The sequence below is a fragment of the Flagellimonas sp. B-3 genome (genome assembly GCF_056857835.1).
In genome coordinates, this window is the sequence record NZ_JBSXNW010000024.1 from 731,233 (window position 1) to 750,236 (window position 19,004).

Consider the following 19,004-nt stretch of genomic DNA (forward strand, 5'->3'; position numbering starts at 1 on the left):
TAACTTTGGTGTATGGGAAAGCTATACTTGGTTCCAACACCAATAGGAAATTTGGATGACATGACACTTCGCGCCATTAAGGTGCTCAAGGAAGCGGATGTGGTTTTGGCGGAAGATACCCGAACTAGCGGCAAATTGCTCAAGCATTTTGAGATAAACACCCCTCTGCAAAGCCACCACATGCACAACGAACATAAACAAGTTGATAGCTTGGTGCAAAAAATGAAAGAGGGAACTACTTACGCTCTCATTTCCGATGCAGGTACACCGGCTATTTCCGACCCAGGATTTTTATTGACCCGCGCTTGTGTTGAAAACGATATTGAAGTGGAATGCTTGCCAGGCGCAACTGCTTTTGTGCCCGCTTTGGTAAATAGCGGACTGCCTAACGATAGATTTGTTTTTGAGGGCTTTTTGCCCATAAAAAAAGGCCGCCACACCCGACTTTTGGAACTCGCCGAAGAAACCCGGACCCTAGTTTTTTATGAATCTCCCCACAAGCTACTTAAAACCTTGACCCATTTCGCTGAGTATTTTGGAGAGGACAGACCTGTTTCTGTATCTCGTGAATTGACAAAGTTGTACGAGGAGACCGTTCGGGGAACCGCAAGCGAAGTGCTGGAACATTTTACCGATAAACCACCCAAGGGTGAGCTTGTTATTGTGGTTGGAGGCAAAAAATAGTTGTTAACTTCAACACAACTTTACGACCCATTATACAAGATGGATGAATTACTTTCCAAAATACGGAACTGTTCCCATTGCGAAGAGCATCTGCCCTTGGGTCCCCGACCCATTGTTGCTGCCCATCCCAAATCCAAGATTGCCATTATTGGGCAGGCACCCGGCACCAAGGTGCACCAAACAGGTATTCCGTGGGACGACCCCAGTGGAAAGCAACTCAGAAAATGGCTGAATGTCACGGATGAGCAATTTTATGACGAACAACTCTTTGCTTTAATCCCCATGGGTTTTTGCTATCCGGGAAAGGGAAAATCTGGGGATTTGCCCCCGAGACCGGAATGTGCTCCCCTGTGGCATAAAGCTTTGGTGAATCAAATGTCCGATCTAAAACTCACCATTCTGATAGGCCAATACGCCCAAAAATACTATTTGGGCAATACCATGAAAAGAAACTTGACGGAAACGGTGAATAACTACCGGGAATATTTGCCCGATTGCATTGTGTTGCCCCACCCATCGCCCAGAAATCGGTTTTGGTTGAGTAAAAATCCTTGGTTCGATAAAGATGTACTACCGGATTTAAGGAAAAGGGTTTCAAGTAGCCTTATTTCTTGAGCTTAGTCTAATATTTAGATCCATCGTGTTTTCCTTTTTGCCAACCTACTTCCTCTAAATATTTTTCCGCACTTTCCACGGCGCCATTTTCAATGGTTGTGCCCATGGAGTCGTTCCAGCGGTTAAGGAATCCAAAAAGAGAGATAACCCCCATCATTTCAACTATTTCACCATCATCCCAAAACTGATGCAAGCGTTTTTTTATATTCCCGTTAACGGTGTTTGGTACCTGCGAGGCAGCCAAAGCAAAGTCCAAGGCTACCCTTTCTGCTTCAGAAAAGGCTTCATGTGTTCTGTACTCCCAAATATTGTCCAGTTGTTCTTGTTTGGCACCATATCGTTCCGCCGCTCGAATAGCATGGGCCTGGCAATACCTACACCCTGTTGCGTTACTGCTTACCCAGGCAATCATCCGTTTTAGTGCGGAAGTCACCCTGCCCTCATTGGCCATCACCGCTTTGTTAAGGTTAATAAACGCCTTGGAAATCGCAGGCCTGTGCTGCATGGTCAAAACGGAATTGGGGCAAAACCCAAGGGTTTCGTTAAAGAATTCCGCCAGTTGTTTGGTTTCTGGGTCGTGATTAGGGGCAAGGGGGGATACTAAAGCCATGGTTGAGTTATAAATTGTATTTTTGAACTCCACAAGAAACAAAAATTAAACTTCATGACAAATCACATAACTACCAAATGGTTGGGTGAAATGGCTTTTGAGAGCAACAACCCATCTGGACATACTGTACGAATCGACGCCGGGGAAGAAAGTGGTGGCTCTGCTGCAGGATTGCGCCCCAAAGCCCTAATGTTATCCAGTTTGGCCGGTTGTTCCGGTCTTGATGTGGCATCACTTATCAAAAAAATGAAGCTGGAAGTAGATGATTTTAAGATTGAGACTATAGCCAATCTTACCGATGAACATCCAAAACATTACGACTCCGTTGTTGTTGAATATCATTTTACGGGTTCCAACCTCAATGAGGACAAACTCCAAAAAGCCGTAAATCTTTCCGTGGAAAAATATTGCGGTGTCATGGAAATGTTCCGAAAATTTGCAAAATTGGACATCAAGACCATTTTTCATCATAAGTAAAATTTAAATACAAGCCCAAGTACAATGCTCAAGTGCAAGTTCAATTTTAAGTACGGGCACCAAGTTTAAATTCGAGTAAATCGATTATATTTAACAATTAGGTCAACCTCAAAATCAAATCAACATGATTTATGACCCACAAAAAATTTGATTTAGAGGAAAGATTTGTTGAGTTGGCAGCCAATATTGCTTTCTTCTGTAAAGACCTACCCAACAATTTTACTGGCCAGTATTATGGTAATCAACTGCTTCGTTCAGCGGGTAGTGCAGCTTTGAATTTTGGTGAGACTCAAGGAACCTGTTCGGACAGAGATTATATCCACAGAGCGACTATATCGTTAAGGGAACTGAAAGAATCAAGAGTGAACCTCAAAATTTTGAATAAAATAGATTATGGCGATGAAGAAATACGTAAAAGTTTACTGGATGAAGATGAGCAATTGATTAAAATCATGGCCACAATAATCAAAAACAAAAAACGACAAGCACTTGAAACTTGAGTTTGAACCTGAACCTGAACTTGAGCTTGAACTTGAGTTTGAAACCCGAACTTGAACTTATAAAACCATGCGCTGGACCATAAAACCAAAACCTGCACAAGAGGCCATAGACCATCTTTCCAATGCATTAAAAGTAGAAGGCCTAATAGCACAGCTATTGCTTCAAAGGGGCATCACCGATTATGAAGGAGCCAAAGCATTCTTTCGGCCAGAGCTGTCCCATTTGCACGACCCTTTTTTGATGAAGGGTATGGACAAGGCCGTGGAACGGATTCAACAAGCCATGGCCAATGAAGAAAACATATTGGTGTATGGGGATTACGATGTGGATGGAACAACGTCGGTAGCCTTGATGAGCTCCTTTCTGATGGAAACATACCCGAATGTGGCCACGTACATTCCCGATCGTTACTTGGAAGGATATGGCATATCATTTCAAGGAATTGATTTTGCCGCGGACAACGACATAAGCCTTATTATTGCCTTGGATTGCGGCATCAAGGCCATTGACCAGATAACATACGCCAAGAAAAAAGGGATTGATGTGATTGTGTGCGACCACCACAGACCGGGAGCGACATTGCCCGATGCCGTGGCGATTTTGGACCCAAAGCAAGATGATTGTGCATATCCATACAAAGAACTCTGCGGATGTGGAGTTGGTTTTAAACTGATCCAAGCCTTGGGTTCAAAACAGGGTAAAACCATCGATGATTTAATGCTGTATTTGGATTTGGTGGCAACGGCCATTGCTGCAGATATAGTGCCGATTACAGGTGAAAATCGTGTACTCGCCTATTATGGATTGCTCGTAATCAACGAAAACCCAAGAACAGGCATAAAAGCGCTGATTGATCAGACCAAAAAAAGGGAACTCACCATAACCGATGTGGTCTTCATCATTGCGCCGCGCATTAATGCCGCTGGGCGTATGAAGCACGGTCAGCATGCAGTAAACCTGCTAACCGAATTAGACTTTGCCCAAGCAAAGCAGTTTGCTTCCGAGATAGAACTGTTCAATACCGAGCGACGAAGTTTAGATCAAGAGATTACACAAGAAGCCCTAATTCAAATTCAACAAAACCAGGAAGAGGATAAATTTACCTCTGTGGTTTATAATGAAAATTGGCATAAAGGGGTAATAGGCATTGTGGCTTCACGCCTTACCGAAACCTATTACAGGCCCACGCTGGTCTTTACCAAAAGTGGGGATAAATTGGCAGCTTCCGCACGATCGGTAAAAGGGTTTGACATCTACAATGCCCTTGAAGGCTGTTCGGATTGTCTGGAACAGTTTGGGGGTCATATGTACGCAGCGGGCCTTACCTTGTTGGAAGAACAGTACGAAACCTTCAAGAATCAGTTCGAAAAAGTGGTTTCGGAAACCATCGACCCAATATTGTTAAAGCCCGAAATTTCTGTGGATGCAAAAATCCAAATGGACCAGATTACCTCAAAACTGATGCGCATCTTAAAACAATTTGCCCCTTTTGGTCCTGGGAACATGACCCCCATTTTTATGGCCGAAGGACTAAAGGACACAGGGTATGCCCGCGGTGTAGGTGAAGAGGGAAAACATTTAAAATGCAGTGTGTATCAGTCCGGTTCCGAACCCATTGGTGGCATTGGATTTAATTTGGGCAATAAAATAGACAAAGTTAAGGGCGTACAATCTTTTGATGCCGTATTTTCGTTGGATGAAAATGAATGGAACGGAACGGTGAGCCTTCAACTAAAACTAAGAGATATTCGCTAGCTATTTATGGATCCCTACGCTGCCCTCCGCTATAAGGAATTCAACATATTTTTGATTGTGCGTTTTGCCATGGTATTTGCATGGTCCATGCAATTTATTGTGATTGAGTGGCAGGTGTATTCTTTGACCAAAGACCCACTTTCCCTTGGCATTATTGGATTGATGGAAGTGATCCCAGCGGTGAGCATGGCACTCTTTGCCGGGCATATTGTGGATCAAAAAGAAAAGCGAAACCTTTTAATTACCTGTATTGCGGGATTCTCGGTCATCAGCCTGGGGCTTTTTTTGTTGAGCTGGCCCGGGCTTGAAGATACTTGGGAATCCAAAACAATCCTGTATTCCATTTATGCTTTGGTGTTTTTGGGTGGCTTTGTACGGTCTTTTTTGGGACCGACCATTTTTTCCCTGATTGCATTGATCGTTCCAAAAAAAATATACCCCAATGCAGCTACGTGGAGCAGTTCCACATGGCAATTGGCATCGGTTTTGGGTCCAGCTTTGGCAGGATTTTCCATTAGTTGGATAGGAGTGCACTGGAGCATGTGCGTTATTTTCGGTTTCTCCTTGATGGCCTTGATCTTCCTTTTCCAAATTCCTAGAAAGCCCATTATGAACCCGAAACTTGGAGAACCCGTTTTTCAAAGTTTACGGGATGGACTCAAATTTGTTTTTGGAAACAAGGCGATATTTGGAGCGCTTACTTTGGATATGATTGCGGTGCTTTTTGGAGGTGCCGTAGCACTTTTGCCCGTTTATGCCCAAGATATTTTGCATGTAGGCTCCGAAGGATTTGGAATTTTACGGGCAGCACCTGCTGTGGGAGCTTCCATTACCATGTTGGGTTCTACCCGATTTCCATTGCACAAAAATGCGGGCAAAAAATTATTGATGGCGGTTTTCGCCTTTGGAGTCTGTATTATCGTGTTTGGACTGTCGGAACTATTTTGGTTATCCGTAATCGCTCTGTTCCTAAGTGGTGCCGTAGATGGTGTTTCCATGATCATACGCCAAACTATTTTGCAATTAAAAACACCTGATAATATGCGGGGCAGGGTAGCTTCGGTTAATTCCATGTTTGTTGGCTCGTCCAACGAATTGGGGGCTTTTGAAAGCGGAGTGGCTGCTAAACTATTGGGAACGGTCACCGCGGTAGTGTTTGGAGGATGTATGACACTTTTAACGGCAGGAACAACAGCCATTGTTTCACCGAGCTTCAGGCGATTGGACCTTCAAAAAGATATTGACGAGCACGAAAAGGAAGATTAGTCTTCCAATTTCTCCAAGGTCAACTTTTCACCATCAAAAACAGCGTAGGTAAAATACGAAATCCAATCCCCGAGATTGGTGTAAGTGGATTTTTCGTTGAGCTTGACTTCCATTGGCAGATGGCGGTGACCAAAAATGAAATGGTCGTAATGCTGCTCCTCCAGCTTGCGTTTGGCGTATAAAATGAGCCATTCCTTGTCCTCTCCCAAGAATTTGGCATCGGCCTCGCCGGAAATCATTTTGTTGTTCACGGATAGATGCTGCCCCAAGCGTACTCCCAAATCAGGATGCAACCATTTAAAAAACCATTGGGCAACGGGGTTGGTAAACACCTTTTTCATCCGTTTAAAACCTTTGTCGTGCGGACCCAATCCATCACCGTGTCCAATAAAAAACGAAGTATCGTTGATGAGGAATTGCTGAGATTTGTGATAGACCGGTATGTTGAGTTCTTCTTCAAAATAACCGTTCATCCAAAGATCATGGTTGCCCACAAAGTAGTTGATGTGGACGCCCATATCGGAGAGTTCCGCCAACTTGCCCAGGGTGCGCGTAAAGCCTTTTGGGACTACGGTCTTGTATTCGAACCAAAAATCGAAAAGGTCGCCCATCAAAAAAATAGCAGCGGCATCTTTCTTTATGGAATCGAGCCAGGCCACAAATTTTTTCTCACGCGGCAAGCTGTCCTTTCGGGAGGGAGCCCCAAGGTGGTTATCGCTCGCGAAATAGACTTTTTTGCCTTTAGGAAGTGAGATATTGTCCAATGGGTCTACGGAAAAAGTTTATAGATGTCGTTTCGTTTAACAAAACGAGACAATATTAAGGTATTGTTTTCATAATAAAAACCTAGGCGGTAAGAACCTATTCTCATTCTGAAGGCGTTCGGGTGTCCTGCTAATTTCTTTACGGACTTAAGTTCATCAAAAACCTGTGCCTCTTTCATTTCAAGAATGATAAGCTTTAACTTTTGCTTTATCTTTTTATCATTAATCTTTCTTAAATCTTTTTCAAGTAATTTATGATACTTGATATTCATTCATCCAGAATTTTAAAGACATCGTCTTCGCTAACAAAGTCTTCTTTGTCTGCTTGTTGCATCAAAAGTAAAAGCCCTAAATCTTCTTTTTCCTCTTCTGATAGCTTTTCGAAACGTTCCAGTTCTTTGTTTTTCACATATTCAACCACAGCCTTTTCCATCAAGGCTTTAACGCTCAAGTTTTCAAAAGCGGAAAGCACTTTTAATTTTACCACAAGTGACTTATCGACTTCAATCAGTTTTTTAACATGTTCCATAAAACTTGGTCCCTCAAATTCTATACCAGCAAATGTATAAAATATATATTATATATATTATTTTTTGTAACGTCGGTTGCTTCGTATTCTATTGACCACATACACCACGATTACAAAAAGGGCCAATATGGGAAAAATCAAATCATTCATAACTGCTTTTATTTTTTAAACTTTTCCAATGCTTTTTTAGTGTTTGGGGACAGCGCCAATTTTCCAGATGCTTCGGCACGCTCCAACAATAGGTCGTCCCAATGCTCGGTTCCTTCCCAGAGCACTTTTTTCGTTTCGGCCAGAGCTTCAGGATTATAGGTCGCCAATTTTTGCAGATGAATGTCCAGTTCCTTGTCCATTTCGGAAATGGAATCGTATACCTTGGCATAGAGTCCATGTTCCTTGGCCCAATACGCATTTTTCCATTCCGTAGGATATAAAGTGAGCTCGGCGAGAGCAGCTTTTCCCATTTTGCGTTCTACAGCGGGCGCAATCACAAAGGGCCCAATTCCTATGGAAATTTCGGATAGTTTGATGGCGGCTTCTACCGTAGCATGCACATAATCGCAAGCGGATGCCAAGCCGACACCGCCACCAACCGTCTTTCCTTGTACCCGACCAATAATGGGTTTGGGACATTTACGCATGGCATTGATGACATTGGCGAACCCGCTGAAAAACTGTTTTCCTTCTTCCAAATTGGAAACGGCTACCAATTCATCAAAAGAAGCTCCTGCACAAAAAGCTCTTTCCCCTTCAGATTTTAAAACAATCACGGAAACCTCGTTGTTTTCTCCAAGCTCGTGAAACTCCTTTGCTAGTCGGGCCAAAAGCTCGGAAACAAAGGAATTACTGGCAGGGTGACCAAATTCGACCATGGCAATCCTGTTTTCTATTTTGGTGTATAAACTTCCGTTGGTTCTATCTGTTGTCATTAAAATTGATTATCAGATGTCTTTGAGCACTAAATTAAGGGTTTTGTACCAAGGGCCTGAACTTTCTCCTAAATTTCCATACCAGAGAGAATCCGCGAATCATCATCCAAACCACAAAAGCGATCCAAATGGCATAAAAACCGAGCCCCAAATACATGCCCAAATACAGACATGGGATAAATCCTAAAAAGGTAGCAGCCAAGAGTACATTTCTAAGATATTTCATTTCGCCCATCCCCTTAAAAATACCATCAAAAATAAAGGCCAAGGTGTTCATGGGCAGCCCTAGAATTACGATGTAAAAAATACTGTAGAAGGTATTGAGCACAATTTCCTCATTAGAAAAAAGGTGCCCGATGGGCCGGTAAAAAATAAACCCAAAGCACATAAGGGCAAGGCTTACGGCCATCCCGTATTTAAATATGGTCTTGGCCAATTTCCATAGGCCGTCGTAATCGGCGGCGCCCAAAAGTTTTCCGCCCATACTATTGCCCGCTGCGGCATACCCATCAATAAAAAATGCGGCAAACAACCAAAGGTTTACGGCAATGGTGTGTGCCCCGATAAAGCGGTCGCCCAAGGTAGTGGCTTCGCGAACGGCCAGCATCAAGGCGGCATTGAGTGCCAAGGTCCTTACAAAAAGGTTGAGGCTCATAAAAATCAACCGTTTGATCTCTTTGTTGAGCGGAAGGGTCAATTTCATACTGATGTCCGTCTTTTTAACCAATAAAATAAGAGCCAAGATGGCCATGATGGCTTGGGCAATCAAACTGGCCCATGCGGCACCTTCCAAGTAAAGTGCTGGAATAAAACCATCAATTCCATAAACCAGAACAAAATCCAACAGGATGTTGAGCCCGGCACCCAACATGGCAATGACCATAGGGTAGAAAGTGTTCTGGAGCCCACGGAAAATACCGAAAATGGCAAAAGTGAACAGCGTAAGCGGGAATCCCCAAACCCGAATGGAATAATAGGAAACACAATAGTCCAATATTTTGCCCGAAGCATTAAAGAGTGCAAAAATCTCTTCGATTACAAAAATGGTGGTGAGCAGGACCACAAGGCTCAAACAGATGTTCAGAAATATGGCTTGAGCAGGCAGATTTTTCACCTCGGACAACCTGCCGGCACCCAAATACTGAGATATGATGGCAGAAATGGCACTACGGGTCTGGCCGAGCACCCAAATGAGCATTGACAAAAAAGAGCCAACAATCCCGGCTGCCGCCAAGGATTCCAATCCGTCCACTGGAATATTGCCCACAATAGCTGTATCCGTAATGGACAGCAAGGGTTCGGCAATACCCGAGATTGTTGCGGGAATCGCCAATTGGTTGATGCTCTTAAAGTTTACCTGTGTGCTCAAATCGGCGGCAAGTTACAGCACTAATTCATAACAATGAAAAGGATGGTCGCTTTGTTTGGGAAAGTAGATATCGTCCAATTTTTGATAGCCGCGCTGTTCATAAAAACGTTGGTTTCTTTTGTTCTGTGAAAAGGTGTCGAGGCGTACCGAGATAAAATCGTTCTCCCTTGAATAATTTTCGGCAAAATCCATCATTTGTTGGGCCAGTCCCTTCCCTTGAAGGTCTGGATGAACGGAAAGGCGGTGGATATAGGTGCTGTTTCCGTTTGGGGTCAACCATTGGATGGGTCTGTACTCATCATCCATAAGGGTTGATATGACGATAGTGCCCTGTACGATGTTGTTTTCTTCTATTACGAAAAGTTCATCGCGTTCAATGTCTTTGATGAATGCTTCTTTGGAAGGGTAGTACTCGTTCCATTGAAAAATACCGTTCTCCTGCATTTTTTTGGCACAGGCCCGAGTTATGGTCAAGATATCGGGGATTTCGGATATCTTTGCGCGTCTTATCATTGATTCGTTTCAATTTAATTGTAAATTTAAGGTTTAATCGTAATCACCAAACCATGAACAACATACTTGTACCCATTGGAACTTCTCCAGATTCACATCAAACCTTGCAATATGGCGTTGATTTTGCCTCGGAATTTGGGGCCAAAGTTTATGTGATGGATGTGTTCTCCGTAACTACCGCAGTGGGCAGCTTGGCCAATGTGGAAGAAAAGGTTGCCAAGAGCAGCAAGGAACATTTAAAAGAAGTGATAGACCAGGTGGACACCAAAGGTGTAGAGGTAAAAATGGCCACTTATAATGGGGATATTATTGATGGTTTAAAGAGCATCAACAAAGAATTGGGGATTGATTTGATCATTATTGCCCCAAAAAGTAATGATATCCAAGAAGAACTTTATTTGGGAAATACCTCTGGAAGAATCATTAAGCAAACCGAAATACCTACGCTAATTGTGCCTAAGGGGACAACTTTTAAACCAATGAAAAAAATATTGACGGCTTTTGGGTCCGGTATTTTAAAGAGAAGCAGTATTCTGACCCCATTGGTGATGATCAAGAATAAATTTAGGTCTGAAGTAAGCCTGTTGTTGGTGAAAAGACCGGGGTATACCGAGGATGACCTTAAAGTGAACACAGCTTTGATGGACTTGAGCACCCAATTGACGATTACCGAAAATGGAACCACCTATTTGGGTGTGACGGAGTATTTCCAGAAGGAGCACCCCGACATGTTATGTGTGTTTAGAAGAAAGCGAGGATTCTTTAAAAAACTATGGGAAAAGAACACCATACCTAAGTCGGAGTTCTTTGCAAAGATACCTGTACTGGTTCTCAGCGTTAAAAAAGATTAAGGAAACGGCGCAATTTTTGATACTTTCGGAAAAAAGTATTTCCTTTGCGCTCTCTTTGGGGGATTAGCTCAGTTGGCTAGAGCGCTTGCCTGGCAGGCAAGAGGTCACCGGTTCGAATCCGGTATTCTCCACAGTAACAGTAAGGCTTCAAGAGTTTTTAACTTTTGGAGCTTTTTTCATTTGCACGCAATTTGCACGCAAAACTGGTTTTAAATTAAGCTCGGTATTATTTGATTCAAATTGGGCTATTTCTATGCTTTTTAATCCTTTATAGCATAATTTTTTGAAAAAGTATCACATTTATTACATGCGTTAGCTTCAGTATTAGATTTATGAATCTAAGTCCCATAAAAGGTCAATTAACGAAACAAATAAAAGAGACCACAAATGTGACCGAATGACAACAGAATTTTTGAAATAGAAAAGAAGTTCAAAAAAAGGGCCGTTAAAATGAACTGTTTTTAAATGCACCGAAAAAGTTTTCTTTTACTAGAGAACTGTGTAGGCAATCAATCAGCAACAATCTTCGTTATTCTGAATAGGTGGACAAGCGACAGTACCGTAGGAACAAAAGACACAACAATCCCCTTCTTTTGGCTTAAGGACTTTTTTGCAATTGTCACATTCATAAAAGAATTGACAGGCCGTTGTTGGCATTTCCTCTTCTTTTTCAAGCCCGCAATTTGGGCAAGTAATTGTTGATATTAACTGAGGTCTCATTATTTGACTACTTTATAAGCTGTACTGTTTATGGCTTTTTTGATTGCGGGCAAATCGGTTTTGGTCTTGTCAAATTCCACTATGGTGTTGGCATTTTCGTAGCTGGTTTTTACCGAAATAATTCCATCCAACTTATTGACTTCACTTTCTACGTGTGCCTCACAACCCACACAAGTCATTCCCTCAACATAAAACGTGTGCTTTTCGATATTGGATTGAGAGACATAGACGATGTCCTTTGTGGGCTGTGCATAAAATAAGTTGGAATAGTACGGGAAGGCCAGCATCAATCCCGAAAATACGGTTACGATGAACAAAAATTGTTTGGATTGCCAAAATGTAGGTTTCGCATCATCGTCACAGGCACAATCTATTTCTTCCTTTGTTTTTGGCCGTAATTTCTGATACCATGCAAATACCAAAACAATAATGGTCAAGCCGATAAAATAGGGTCTAAACGGCTCGACCCAGGAAAAGGTAGATGCAATGCCGCTTGTTCCAGCAATCAGTGCCAAGACAGGGGTAATACAGCATATTGATGCTGCAACTGCGGTAAAAATACTGGTATAGGCCGCGGTGTTTGAAGTATTATTCGATGCCATAATTTAAACTTTCTAAGCTGTTTTCTTTCTTATCGAAATTGAACTGAAAATTCCATTTAAAACATTATCCTCACTCTTTACCAACGAATAATATAATGTTTGACCTTCACGTCTCGATGTGATAATTCCTGCATCCTTCATTTTACGGATATGTTGGGATACCGCGGGGACACTCATTTCAAGAATGTCAGCAATATCGCAAGGACACAATTCATTTTCTATGTTCAAAAGAAATAGGATTTTCAGTCGTACCTCACTTCCGGCAAGGGCCAAAATTTTGCTCATGGCCTTAAAACTATCGGAAGAATTTTCTATTGTCCTCTTGCACCGTGATATTTGTTTATGGTCGGCTTCATTCCGGGTACAGGTTATTTCCAAGCTCATCAATTTTAACTTAACGCGTCTACAAATATATCATTATTTAAGCAAATACTTATATACTAAAACTGTAGACATATTATTTAGGAAGTTGGATTGGTTCTTTGTTTTAGTTTTTATAGACGAATGCCTACCGAGTTTTTGTAGCACCAGTGAAAAAAATAGGGGACTATGATATTTCTATTTCGGATTCTGATTCCAATGTCCGGCAGCAATAAGTAGCCTTTTCATTTGAATAAGTTGGTCTTCATCTTTGAAATATTCATGACTTAGCATTTTTCTCAGTTGACCAACGGTTTCTTTTGAAGTTAATCCCTTTTTTTCAAAAAGTTCGGTAAATTTCTGAAGTTGCTCTAACTTGTACTTTGCCTTTTCAACAAATTGTTCCCCATTTTCAGAATCCTCGTAACTCGATTGAATTTCAAAATGTCGTTCTATCGTACCCGGTTTTCCAATTATCAATTTCTCAGCATTAATCTGAACGATTCCATTTGTAGTAAAAACATAGTCCCTATCGTGAACCATCCTATTAATTCTGGTTTGACCATCAGCAATACTGTTTGGAAAGATTTCTAAGTAGTATTTGGTATCTAAAGGCAAAGTTATTACTGAGTCAGGATTAAAAAGGCCTTCAAATCGAGTTGATTTTACGCCGCGTATTGATACCGGATTATCGCAAGTAATTAATGGTGCATCCTCATCATTGATTCGGTGGACATTTATAGTACAATCATATTTGAAATCCACAAATTCTTTCCATTTTTCCAAATGTTGAACCAAGAATTTAATCCTGTTACGCTCTTTAAATTCGTGTCTAACTTTACCAATATCCTTAATATTGAATTCGTGCTTTTCTTCTTCAAATGTAAATTTCACATCGCCGTTTTCGTCGGCGTACAATAACATTCTATCTAAAATTTGGTCGGTAAATGCGTTCTGATGATTAAGAAACCTCGGGGTTCTAAAATAAAGGGATAGGCAGACGTATAGTACTTGCCTTTTTTGCTCAGAGGTCAATATCTTCACATTTTCATCGACAAGTAGTTTATAAATCTTAGGGAATTCAGAATCGACGTGTTCGGCATAATGATATTCCAAATCGTATTTCCTATCAATCTCGGCATTCGGAATCGTATAAAGATTTTTCTGAAAGCAAATACTTTTTGTACTAATCTGTTCAAGAAGCAAATCATCTTCCAATCTGTAAGCATCAACAAAATAGTTGCCGTTATTACCTTCAACACCAAAATTTTTCAGGTAAGACCGTGGTATGTATTGTTGCTTGATGGGTTCGTTTTTAGCCATACATGAAATAATGAATTTTCATGAATGTACTAATTCCATTCCATCTTCTGCAATCGTATCGCATTCAATATAGCCAAAAACGCCACACCCACATCAGCAAAAACAGCTTCCCACATTGTCGCTAATCCACCTGCACCGAGAATGAGGACTATGACCTTGACACCAAATGCAAGCGCAATATTTTGCCAGACAATTCGTCGCGTTGAACGACCAATTTTAATCGCTCTTGCAATCTTACTGGGTTGGTCGGTCTGTATGATAACATCGGCTGTTTCTATAGCAACGTCGCTACCCAAACCACCCATTGCAATACCTACACCACTTGCTGCCAAAACGGGTGCATCGTTAATACCATCGCCAATAAATGCTACTTTGGTTTCGGGTTGCTTTTTGAGCTCTTCAACCTCATTGAGTTTATCTTCAGGCAACAGTCCGCCTTTTGCCCAATCGATTTTCAACTCTTTTGCAACCTGTTGTGTAATTGAGTCTTTGTCACCCGATAGCATTATAATTTTGGAAATTCCTGCATCCCTAATTTGTTTAATGGCTTGGTGCGCATCATCCTTTAATTCATCTGCAATGGTAACATAACCTGCAAATGTTCCATCTATGGACACCATAACGATTGATTCTACAATACCATCTGTTTCCGAAGGGACTTCTATGCTGTTTGAGGTCATCAAGGCTTTGTTACCTACCAATACCGTTTTCCCGTTGACCTTTCCTTTCAATCCCTTTCCGGCAACTTCCGATACATCTGTCGCTTCATAATCTGACCCGTCCGCTTTGTATTCGAGAATTGCTTTTGCGATGGGATGAGTAGATTGTTCTTCCATCGCCATCAGGTATTTCATAAATTCGGCTTCCTCAAATGTGATGGAATTGATTTCCTTGATTTTAAAAACGCCTTTGGTAACGGTTCCTGTTTTGTCCATTACGACCGTGTTTACTTGGGTCATTGCATCCAAAAAGGATGCACCCTTGAATAGAATACCGTTTCGCGATGCCGCACCCAATCCGCCAAAATAGCCCAGAGGAATGGAAATGACCAGCGCACAAGGGCAGGAAATTACGAGGAATATCAATGCTCGATAGAGCCAATCCCTAAATACATAATCATCTATAAAAAAGTAAGGCAGAAAAGTAAGTCCGATAGCGAGGAATACCACGATTGGTGTATAAATCCGTGCAAATTTTCTAATGAACAATTCGGTCTTTGATTTTCTGGCGGTTGCATTCTGCACCATATCCAAAATTCGTGCAATGGAACTGTCTTTAAATTCTTTTGTGGTTTCAATCTCGATTACGCCATCAAGATTTATGCTTCCTGCAAAAACAGTATCACCTTTAGCAATAGTATCAGGTTTGCTTTCGCCTGTCAAGGCAGCAGTATTAAAAGAACCCTTTTCAGAAAGCAGAATGCCATCAAGCGGAACTTTTTCGCCTACACGCACCTGTATCTTTTCGCCAATCTCAACAGTCTCGGGATTTACTGAAACAAAATCATCATCACGATAAACCAAAGCCTCATTGGGTCTTACATCGAGTAAGGCTTTTATATTTCCCTTAGCACGGTTAACGGCCGCATTTTGGAAGAGTTCGCCCACGGCATAAAATAGCATAACGGCTACACCTTCAGGGTATTCGCCTATGGCAAAAGCACCGAGGGTTGCAATGGACATTAAGAAGAATTCAGTAAAGAAATCCCCCTTTTTAATACTTTCCCAGCCTTCCTTTATTACAGGGAATCCCACAGGGATATAGGCTACCGTGTACCATACTACGCGAATCCATCCTTTGAAGAAAGGAAACGCATCAAAGTAATCAATAGCAATTCCGGCTATCAACATTACGAAGCTGAAAATAGCCGGTAGATAGGTTCTGAAATTTGAAATTTCTTCAGGGCTGCTATGGTTATGGCCATCGTCGTGACTGTGCTCGCCTTGTTGTTTTTTTGGTTCTAAGTCACGTAAGTTTATTTTTTTCTTTTTCATATGTTCTAATCAAGTTTGATATCATTTTAAAAACTACTTCGATAATTTCAATATTCTCAATGCACCGCGCATTACAAAAGTGAAAACGATGCCGCCAATCACTAAATCGGGCCATTTACTATTCAGAAAATAAACCAGCACCCCAGCTACTATAACACCACCATTAACAATAATATCATTGGATGTAAAAATGGCACTTGCCTGCATATGAGCCTCTTGACTCTTTGCCTTGTTGATGAGCCAGAGCGATATCAAATTACCTGCCAATGCGAAAATTGAAACGATAATCATCCATTGAAACAAGGGTGTTTCGGTATTGCTAAAAAACCTTCTCAAGACCTCTGCAAACCCAAGTGTTGCCAATGCCATCTGAAAGTATCCGCTGTATTTCGCAACCTTCTTTTTTCTTGAAATGGCACCGCCTACCGCAAATAGGCTTAATGCATATACGATGGAATCTGCCAGCATATCTAATGAGTCTGCCACAAGACCCATCGAAGAAGAAATCCAACCGGTGGTCATTTCGATAACGAAAAAGCCAAAGTTGATGCCCAAGACCCACCATAGGATTCTTTTTTGTTTGGATTGGTCTTCCATTACGGGTGGTTCGGCTTCTGTGGTTCCTTCTAAGGAATCCCCAAGTTTTAAGCTGGCTATAGACGTTTTTATCGCCTTGACGTCGTCCACGTGATATACTTCCAATTTTCTGTTTGGAATATCAAAATCCAAGTGTTTTACTTGAGCATAAGACTCTAACTTCATCCGAATCATCTGCTCTTCTGAAGGGCAGTCCATTTTAGTTATTATAAAAGTGCTTTTTTTCAAAATCAATCTAATTTGTTCGTTTGTTTATTAAAGTAAATTACTGCTGCATTTTTCGCATATTCCCGTAACCACGAGATTAACATCCTCTGCCAAATATCCATCTGGCAAATTGATATGCGGGATTTTTAGTTCCGTTAAACAAACTGTTTCGTCACAGTTAGTGCAATGAAAATGTAAATGCAAATCCTGTTCTATTTCACAATTACAGCCTTCTTCACAAAGTGCGTATTTAGAGATTCCAGTTCCGTCATCTATGTGATGCACCACGTTTTTTTCTTCAAACGTTTTTAGGGTTCGGTACAATGTGGTTCTATCCGCTTTTGCGAAAGCATTCTCAATATCAGTCAGGGCGATGGCGGCATCCCTATCGGCCATATACTTATAAATCAAGATGCGCATTGCGGTGGGACGCACGTTATGGTCATTTAATGTTTTTTCAATTTCAGTCATTTTGTGCGGTGTTATAATTGATATTTTTAGCTTTATTGTAGGCTTCATAGCCTTCTTTTGCAGCGTACGGAACGATAAGTAATGCCGCCACAGGATCTGCCCACCACCAGCCTAACCAGTTGACCAATAGCAATCCTATAAGTACGACCACGGTTTGGTATAAGCAAATAAAGGTGTCTTTAGCATCAGCCAGCAAGGCTGGACTGTCTAATTTCTTTCCATACTTTCTTTTGAAATAGATCAGGATAGGATTTACAACCAGGGAAACCAATAATATAATCAGTCCCATCGTGCTCCAGTTTGCGGTTTCTTTATTTATAAGCTTTGTAATGGAATCGTAGGAAATGAAAATACAGATGAGCGTAAAGGAAACTGCAATTACGTTTAACGTGATTTTTTGTCTTCGTTTTACTTTTTCTTCATCGATACCTTTAATCTCGCCGTGTAGTCGCCAGCCTAATGTTCCCGCACTAACCACTTCAATCGTGCTGTCCAATCCCCAACCTATCAGAGCCGAACTATTTGCTGTAAATCCAGCAATAAGCGAGACCGCAACTTCAATAACATCGTAGATGACGTTCCAAATCTGTAAGGTTCTTGCTACTTTTAAGTTTTTCTTTCTTTTTTCTTTCATTCCATTTTAATCATCGTCACCAAGTTCCCCTTTTTTCATCTCTCCCATAAGGTAATAGGCATTATTAAAGGCAAAATGAGTATTTGGGTCTGGGGTTTCAAAAAAACGTATGGCTATCCAGTCACCATCCTTCTCGCCCGTAGTGACTTCTACTGGTATAAAACTCCAAGTGTTGCCTTCCCTTTGCGCTTTAAACACATAATCCCTACCACCTTCTGTAATAATGGCACTTTCTGGTAATGCGGTTTCAGCGGTTTCATCGTTATCAACTTCAATCCTACCTTTAATGTACATTCCTGAGATAAGACCACCACCTTTGTTCTCAATTTCTGCGTGTACGTGCACCGCTTTAGGATCTTGCTCGAAGGTTTTTCCTACTGAATAAATTTCGGCAACGAGTTCCGTTCCTGGTCTTGATTGAACGCTAAATCGTACTTGTTGACCTTTCTTTACCCTATCAACATCTTTTTCGAAAACCATTAAATCTGCGTGTACGTGGTCTGTATCTACTATTTCCATTAGGTTGGTCTGTGGCTCCACATATTGTCCAGTTTTTATAAAAACTTTTTCTACAACCCCTGCAATGGGACTGCGCAATGCAACACGCTGGTAGATAGTGCCATTGCGCACGCCATTCACATTGATGTTGTACTGTCGCAATTGTGCTTCCAGCCCGTTTACCATTGCGGTAGATGACTGATAGTCTGCCGTTGCCTTTTGGAAATTCATACCAGATGCCACACCAGCTTCATAAAGCCTTTTTTGACGTTCGTATTCTTGTTTTAAAAACCGACTGTTGCTGTGTGCATTTAAGTAATCGCTCTGTATCTGTATGATGCTGGGATGTGAGAGATAGGCAACCGCTTGATTTTTTTTCACTTCATCACCTTCTATTACTTCTATGGATGCCACATTTGCTCCTGTTATGGCGGTAATGGATGCTTCGTTTTGGGGTGGTACTTCCAGCGTGCCATTTGCTTCTACATAACCGCTCATATAACGTTGTGAGAGCGTGTCAATTTCCATCTGTAAGGCTTCAAACTGCTGTGCCGTGAGCATTACTTCCTTAGTTTCGCCTTCCATATTATCTTCTTCATCTTCCCCTTCAGAGTGATTTTCTTCTGTTTCAGAATGGGTGGCTTCATCGTGGCCATCTTCAGTTTTTGACTCGCCACAGCTGAATAATGTCAATGCCATAAGCATTGTGGTAATCGGTATATATTTTAATTTTTTCAT

At 41.5% G+C, this 19,004-nt stretch carries 23 protein-coding genes and 1 tRNA gene; 8 read left to right on the plus strand and 16 right to left on the minus strand.

The genetic code is table 11. The features are described 5' to 3' along the window. The first annotated feature begins 12 nt into the window (after positions 1 to 12). Positions 13 to 684, plus strand: coding sequence for a 16S rRNA (cytidine(1402)-2'-O)-methyltransferase (rsmI, locus tag AC13CS_RS15810; protein WP_293166074.1), 672 nt, complete (start codon positions 13 to 15; stop codon positions 682 to 684). Positions 685 to 723: 39 nt separating this feature from the next. Continuing rightward, complete coding sequence (locus tag AC13CS_RS15815; RefSeq protein WP_293166072.1) at positions 724 to 1,299, plus strand: uracil-DNA glycosylase family protein; 576 nt, start codon at positions 724 to 726, stop codon at positions 1,297 to 1,299. A 7-nt stretch (positions 1,300 to 1,306) separates the two neighbouring features. Here AC13CS_RS15815 and AC13CS_RS15820 read toward each other — a convergent pair whose 3' ends face one another. Next, the gene (locus AC13CS_RS15820; RefSeq protein WP_293166070.1) at positions 1,307 to 1,909 is read right to left on the minus strand and encodes a carboxymuconolactone decarboxylase family protein; all 603 of its coding nucleotides are present in this window, start codon (positions 1,907 to 1,909) and stop codon (positions 1,307 to 1,309) included. A 54-nt stretch (positions 1,910 to 1,963) separates the two neighbouring features. Here AC13CS_RS15820 and AC13CS_RS15825 point away from each other — a divergent pair, with 54 nt between their 5' ends. From AC13CS_RS15825 to AC13CS_RS15840, 4 genes are all read left to right on the plus strand, one after another. Beyond that, positions 1,964 to 2,386, plus strand: coding sequence for an OsmC family protein (locus AC13CS_RS15825; protein ID WP_293166068.1), 423 nt, complete (start codon positions 1,964 to 1,966; stop codon positions 2,384 to 2,386). A gap of 131 nt (positions 2,387 to 2,517) precedes the next feature. Continuing rightward, complete coding sequence (locus AC13CS_RS15830) at positions 2,518 to 2,886, plus strand: four helix bundle protein (RefSeq protein WP_293166066.1); 369 nt, start codon at positions 2,518 to 2,520, stop codon at positions 2,884 to 2,886. Positions 2,887 to 2,953: 67 nt separating this feature from the next. Further along, positions 2,954 to 4,642 carry a single-stranded-DNA-specific exonuclease RecJ gene (gene recJ, locus AC13CS_RS15835; protein ID WP_293166064.1) on the plus strand — a complete coding sequence of 563 codons (1,689 nt, stop codon included), beginning with the start codon at positions 2,954 to 2,956 and terminating at the stop codon, positions 4,640 to 4,642. A 6-nt stretch (positions 4,643 to 4,648) separates the two neighbouring features. Further along, the gene (locus tag AC13CS_RS15840; RefSeq protein WP_293166062.1) at positions 4,649 to 5,908 is read left to right on the plus strand and encodes an MFS transporter; all 1,260 of its coding nucleotides are present in this window, start codon (positions 4,649 to 4,651) and stop codon (positions 5,906 to 5,908) included. Here AC13CS_RS15840 and AC13CS_RS15845 read toward each other — a convergent pair. The 6 genes from AC13CS_RS15845 to AC13CS_RS15870 all read right to left on the minus strand — a co-directional run bounded on the left by AC13CS_RS15845 (position 5,905) and on the right by AC13CS_RS15870 (position 10,009). After that, positions 5,905 to 6,663, minus strand: coding sequence for a UDP-2,3-diacylglucosamine diphosphatase (locus tag AC13CS_RS15845; RefSeq protein WP_482889097.1), 759 nt, complete (start codon positions 6,661 to 6,663; stop codon positions 5,905 to 5,907). The two genes, AC13CS_RS15840 and AC13CS_RS15845, sit on opposite strands and share 4 nt — an antisense overlap. 14 nt (positions 6,664 to 6,677) lie before the next feature. After that, entirely contained in the window at positions 6,678 to 6,944 is a 267-nt protein-coding gene (locus tag AC13CS_RS15850) for a plasmid stabilization protein (RefSeq protein WP_293166058.1), read from the minus strand. Further along, complete coding sequence (locus AC13CS_RS15855; protein ID WP_293166056.1) at positions 6,941 to 7,201, minus strand: hypothetical protein; 261 nt, start codon at positions 7,199 to 7,201, stop codon at positions 6,941 to 6,943. Before AC13CS_RS15855 ends, AC13CS_RS15850 begins: the two co-directional genes overlap by 4 nt. 158 nt (positions 7,202 to 7,359) lie before the next feature. Continuing rightward, on the minus strand, positions 7,360 to 8,127 hold the full coding sequence (locus AC13CS_RS15860; RefSeq protein WP_293166054.1) for an enoyl-CoA hydratase/isomerase family protein: 768 nt from the start codon (positions 8,125 to 8,127) through the stop codon (positions 7,360 to 7,362). Positions 8,128 to 8,161: 34 nt separating this feature from the next. Further along, positions 8,162 to 9,496: an MATE family efflux transporter gene (locus tag AC13CS_RS15865; RefSeq protein WP_293166052.1), complete on the minus strand. Its 1,335-nt coding sequence runs from the start codon at positions 9,494 to 9,496 to the stop codon at positions 8,162 to 8,164. Between the two features lie 12 nt (positions 9,497 to 9,508). Further along, entirely contained in the window at positions 9,509 to 10,009 is a 501-nt protein-coding gene (locus AC13CS_RS15870) for a GNAT family N-acetyltransferase (protein ID WP_293166050.1), read from the minus strand. Positions 10,010 to 10,062: 53 nt separating this feature from the next. Here AC13CS_RS15870 and AC13CS_RS15875 point away from each other — a divergent pair, with 53 nt between their 5' ends. After that, positions 10,063 to 10,860 (plus strand): universal stress protein, encoded by a 798-nt coding sequence (locus AC13CS_RS15875; RefSeq protein WP_293166048.1) that lies wholly within the window; start codon positions 10,063 to 10,065, stop codon positions 10,858 to 10,860. A gap of 57 nt (positions 10,861 to 10,917) precedes the next feature. Further along, a tRNA-Ala gene (locus tag AC13CS_RS15880) sits at positions 10,918 to 10,991 on the plus strand. A 382-nt stretch (positions 10,992 to 11,373) separates the two neighbouring features. Here AC13CS_RS15880 and AC13CS_RS15885 read toward each other — a convergent pair. The 9 genes from AC13CS_RS15885 to AC13CS_RS15925 form a co-directional block, all read right to left on the minus strand. Beyond that, positions 11,374 to 11,580 (minus strand): GDCCVxC domain-containing (seleno)protein, encoded by a 207-nt coding sequence (locus tag AC13CS_RS15885; RefSeq protein ID WP_099546397.1) that lies wholly within the window; start codon positions 11,578 to 11,580, stop codon positions 11,374 to 11,376. Beyond that, a complete protein-coding gene (merTP, locus tag AC13CS_RS15890; RefSeq protein WP_099546398.1) occupies positions 11,580 to 12,182 on the minus strand; it encodes a mercuric transport protein MerTP in 603 nt (200 codons plus the stop codon). The genes AC13CS_RS15885 and merTP overlap by 1 nt, the downstream gene beginning before the upstream one ends. 12 nt (positions 12,183 to 12,194) lie before the next feature. Continuing rightward, positions 12,195 to 12,566, minus strand: coding sequence for an ArsR/SmtB family transcription factor (locus AC13CS_RS15895; RefSeq protein ID WP_116216553.1), 372 nt, complete (start codon positions 12,564 to 12,566; stop codon positions 12,195 to 12,197). A 174-nt stretch (positions 12,567 to 12,740) separates the two neighbouring features. Continuing rightward, positions 12,741 to 13,865 (minus strand): DUF4238 domain-containing protein, encoded by a 1,125-nt coding sequence (locus AC13CS_RS15900; RefSeq protein ID WP_116216552.1) that lies wholly within the window; start codon positions 13,863 to 13,865, stop codon positions 12,741 to 12,743. Positions 13,866 to 13,894: 29 nt separating this feature from the next. Next, a complete protein-coding gene (locus AC13CS_RS15905; RefSeq protein ID WP_116216551.1) occupies positions 13,895 to 15,859 on the minus strand; it encodes a heavy metal translocating P-type ATPase in 1,965 nt (654 codons plus the stop codon). Between the two features lie 33 nt (positions 15,860 to 15,892). Then, positions 15,893 to 16,684 carry a cation efflux transmembrane domain-containing protein gene (locus AC13CS_RS15910; RefSeq protein WP_181898143.1) on the minus strand — a complete coding sequence of 264 codons (792 nt, stop codon included), beginning with the start codon at positions 16,682 to 16,684 and terminating at the stop codon, positions 15,893 to 15,895. Positions 16,685 to 16,711: 27 nt separating this feature from the next. Further along, complete coding sequence (locus AC13CS_RS15915) at positions 16,712 to 17,134, minus strand: Fur family transcriptional regulator (RefSeq protein ID WP_116216550.1); 423 nt, start codon at positions 17,132 to 17,134, stop codon at positions 16,712 to 16,714. Further along, positions 17,127 to 17,768, minus strand: coding sequence for a cation diffusion facilitator family transporter (locus AC13CS_RS15920; RefSeq protein WP_116216549.1), 642 nt, complete (start codon positions 17,766 to 17,768; stop codon positions 17,127 to 17,129). The genes AC13CS_RS15915 and AC13CS_RS15920 overlap by 8 nt, the downstream gene beginning before the upstream one ends. Before the next feature lie 6 nt (positions 17,769 to 17,774). Next, on the minus strand, positions 17,775 to 19,004 hold the full coding sequence (locus AC13CS_RS15925; protein WP_116216548.1) for an efflux RND transporter periplasmic adaptor subunit: 1,230 nt from the start codon (positions 19,002 to 19,004) through the stop codon (positions 17,775 to 17,777).

What these genes read in the sequence shown, in the direction of transcription:
- rsmI (WP_293166074.1), top strand. Translation starts at nt 13, where the DNA reads ATGGGAAAGCTATACTTGGTTCCAACACCAATAGGAAATTTGGATGAC.
- AC13CS_RS15815 (WP_293166072.1), top strand. Translation starts at nt 724, where the DNA reads ATGGATGAATTACTTTCCAAAATACGGAACTGTTCCCATTGCGAAGAG.
- AC13CS_RS15820 (WP_293166070.1), bottom strand. Translation starts at nt 1,909, where the DNA reads ATGGCTTTAGTATCCCCCCTTGCCCCTAATCACGACCCAGAAACCAAA.
- AC13CS_RS15825 (WP_293166068.1), top strand. Translation starts at nt 1,964, where the DNA reads ATGACAAATCACATAACTACCAAATGGTTGGGTGAAATGGCTTTTGAG.
- AC13CS_RS15830 (WP_293166066.1), top strand. Translation starts at nt 2,518, where the DNA reads ATGACCCACAAAAAATTTGATTTAGAGGAAAGATTTGTTGAGTTGGCA.
- recJ (WP_293166064.1), top strand. Translation starts at nt 2,954, where the DNA reads ATGCGCTGGACCATAAAACCAAAACCTGCACAAGAGGCCATAGACCAT.
- AC13CS_RS15840 (WP_293166062.1), top strand. Translation starts at nt 4,649, where the DNA reads ATGGATCCCTACGCTGCCCTCCGCTATAAGGAATTCAACATATTTTTG.
- AC13CS_RS15850 (WP_293166058.1), bottom strand. Translation starts at nt 6,944, where the DNA reads ATGAATATCAAGTATCATAAATTACTTGAAAAAGATTTAAGAAAGATT.
- AC13CS_RS15855 (WP_293166056.1), bottom strand. Translation starts at nt 7,201, where the DNA reads ATGGAACATGTTAAAAAACTGATTGAAGTCGATAAGTCACTTGTGGTA.
- AC13CS_RS15860 (WP_293166054.1), bottom strand. Translation starts at nt 8,127, where the DNA reads ATGACAACAGATAGAACCAACGGAAGTTTATACACCAAAATAGAAAAC.
- AC13CS_RS15870 (WP_293166050.1), bottom strand. Translation starts at nt 10,009, where the DNA reads ATGATAAGACGCGCAAAGATATCCGAAATCCCCGATATCTTGACCATA.
- AC13CS_RS15875 (WP_293166048.1), top strand. Translation starts at nt 10,063, where the DNA reads ATGAACAACATACTTGTACCCATTGGAACTTCTCCAGATTCACATCAA.
- AC13CS_RS15885 (WP_099546397.1), bottom strand. Translation starts at nt 11,580, where the DNA reads ATGAGACCTCAGTTAATATCAACAATTACTTGCCCAAATTGCGGGCTT.
- merTP (WP_099546398.1), bottom strand. Translation starts at nt 12,182, where the DNA reads ATGGCATCGAATAATACTTCAAACACCGCGGCCTATACCAGTATTTTT.
- AC13CS_RS15895 (WP_116216553.1), bottom strand. Translation starts at nt 12,566, where the DNA reads ATGAGCTTGGAAATAACCTGTACCCGGAATGAAGCCGACCATAAACAA.
- AC13CS_RS15900 (WP_116216552.1), bottom strand. Translation starts at nt 13,865, where the DNA reads ATGGCTAAAAACGAACCCATCAAGCAACAATACATACCACGGTCTTAC.
- AC13CS_RS15905 (WP_116216551.1), bottom strand. Translation starts at nt 15,859, where the DNA reads ATGAAAAAGAAAAAAATAAACTTACGTGACTTAGAACCAAAAAAACAA.
- AC13CS_RS15915 (WP_116216550.1), bottom strand. Translation starts at nt 17,134, where the DNA reads ATGACTGAAATTGAAAAAACATTAAATGACCATAACGTGCGTCCCACC.
- AC13CS_RS15920 (WP_116216549.1), bottom strand. Translation starts at nt 17,768, where the DNA reads ATGAAAGAAAAAAGAAAGAAAAACTTAAAAGTAGCAAGAACCTTACAG.
- AC13CS_RS15925 (WP_116216548.1), bottom strand. Translation starts at nt 19,004, where the DNA reads ATGAAAAAATTAAAATATATACCGATTACCACAATGCTTATGGCATTG.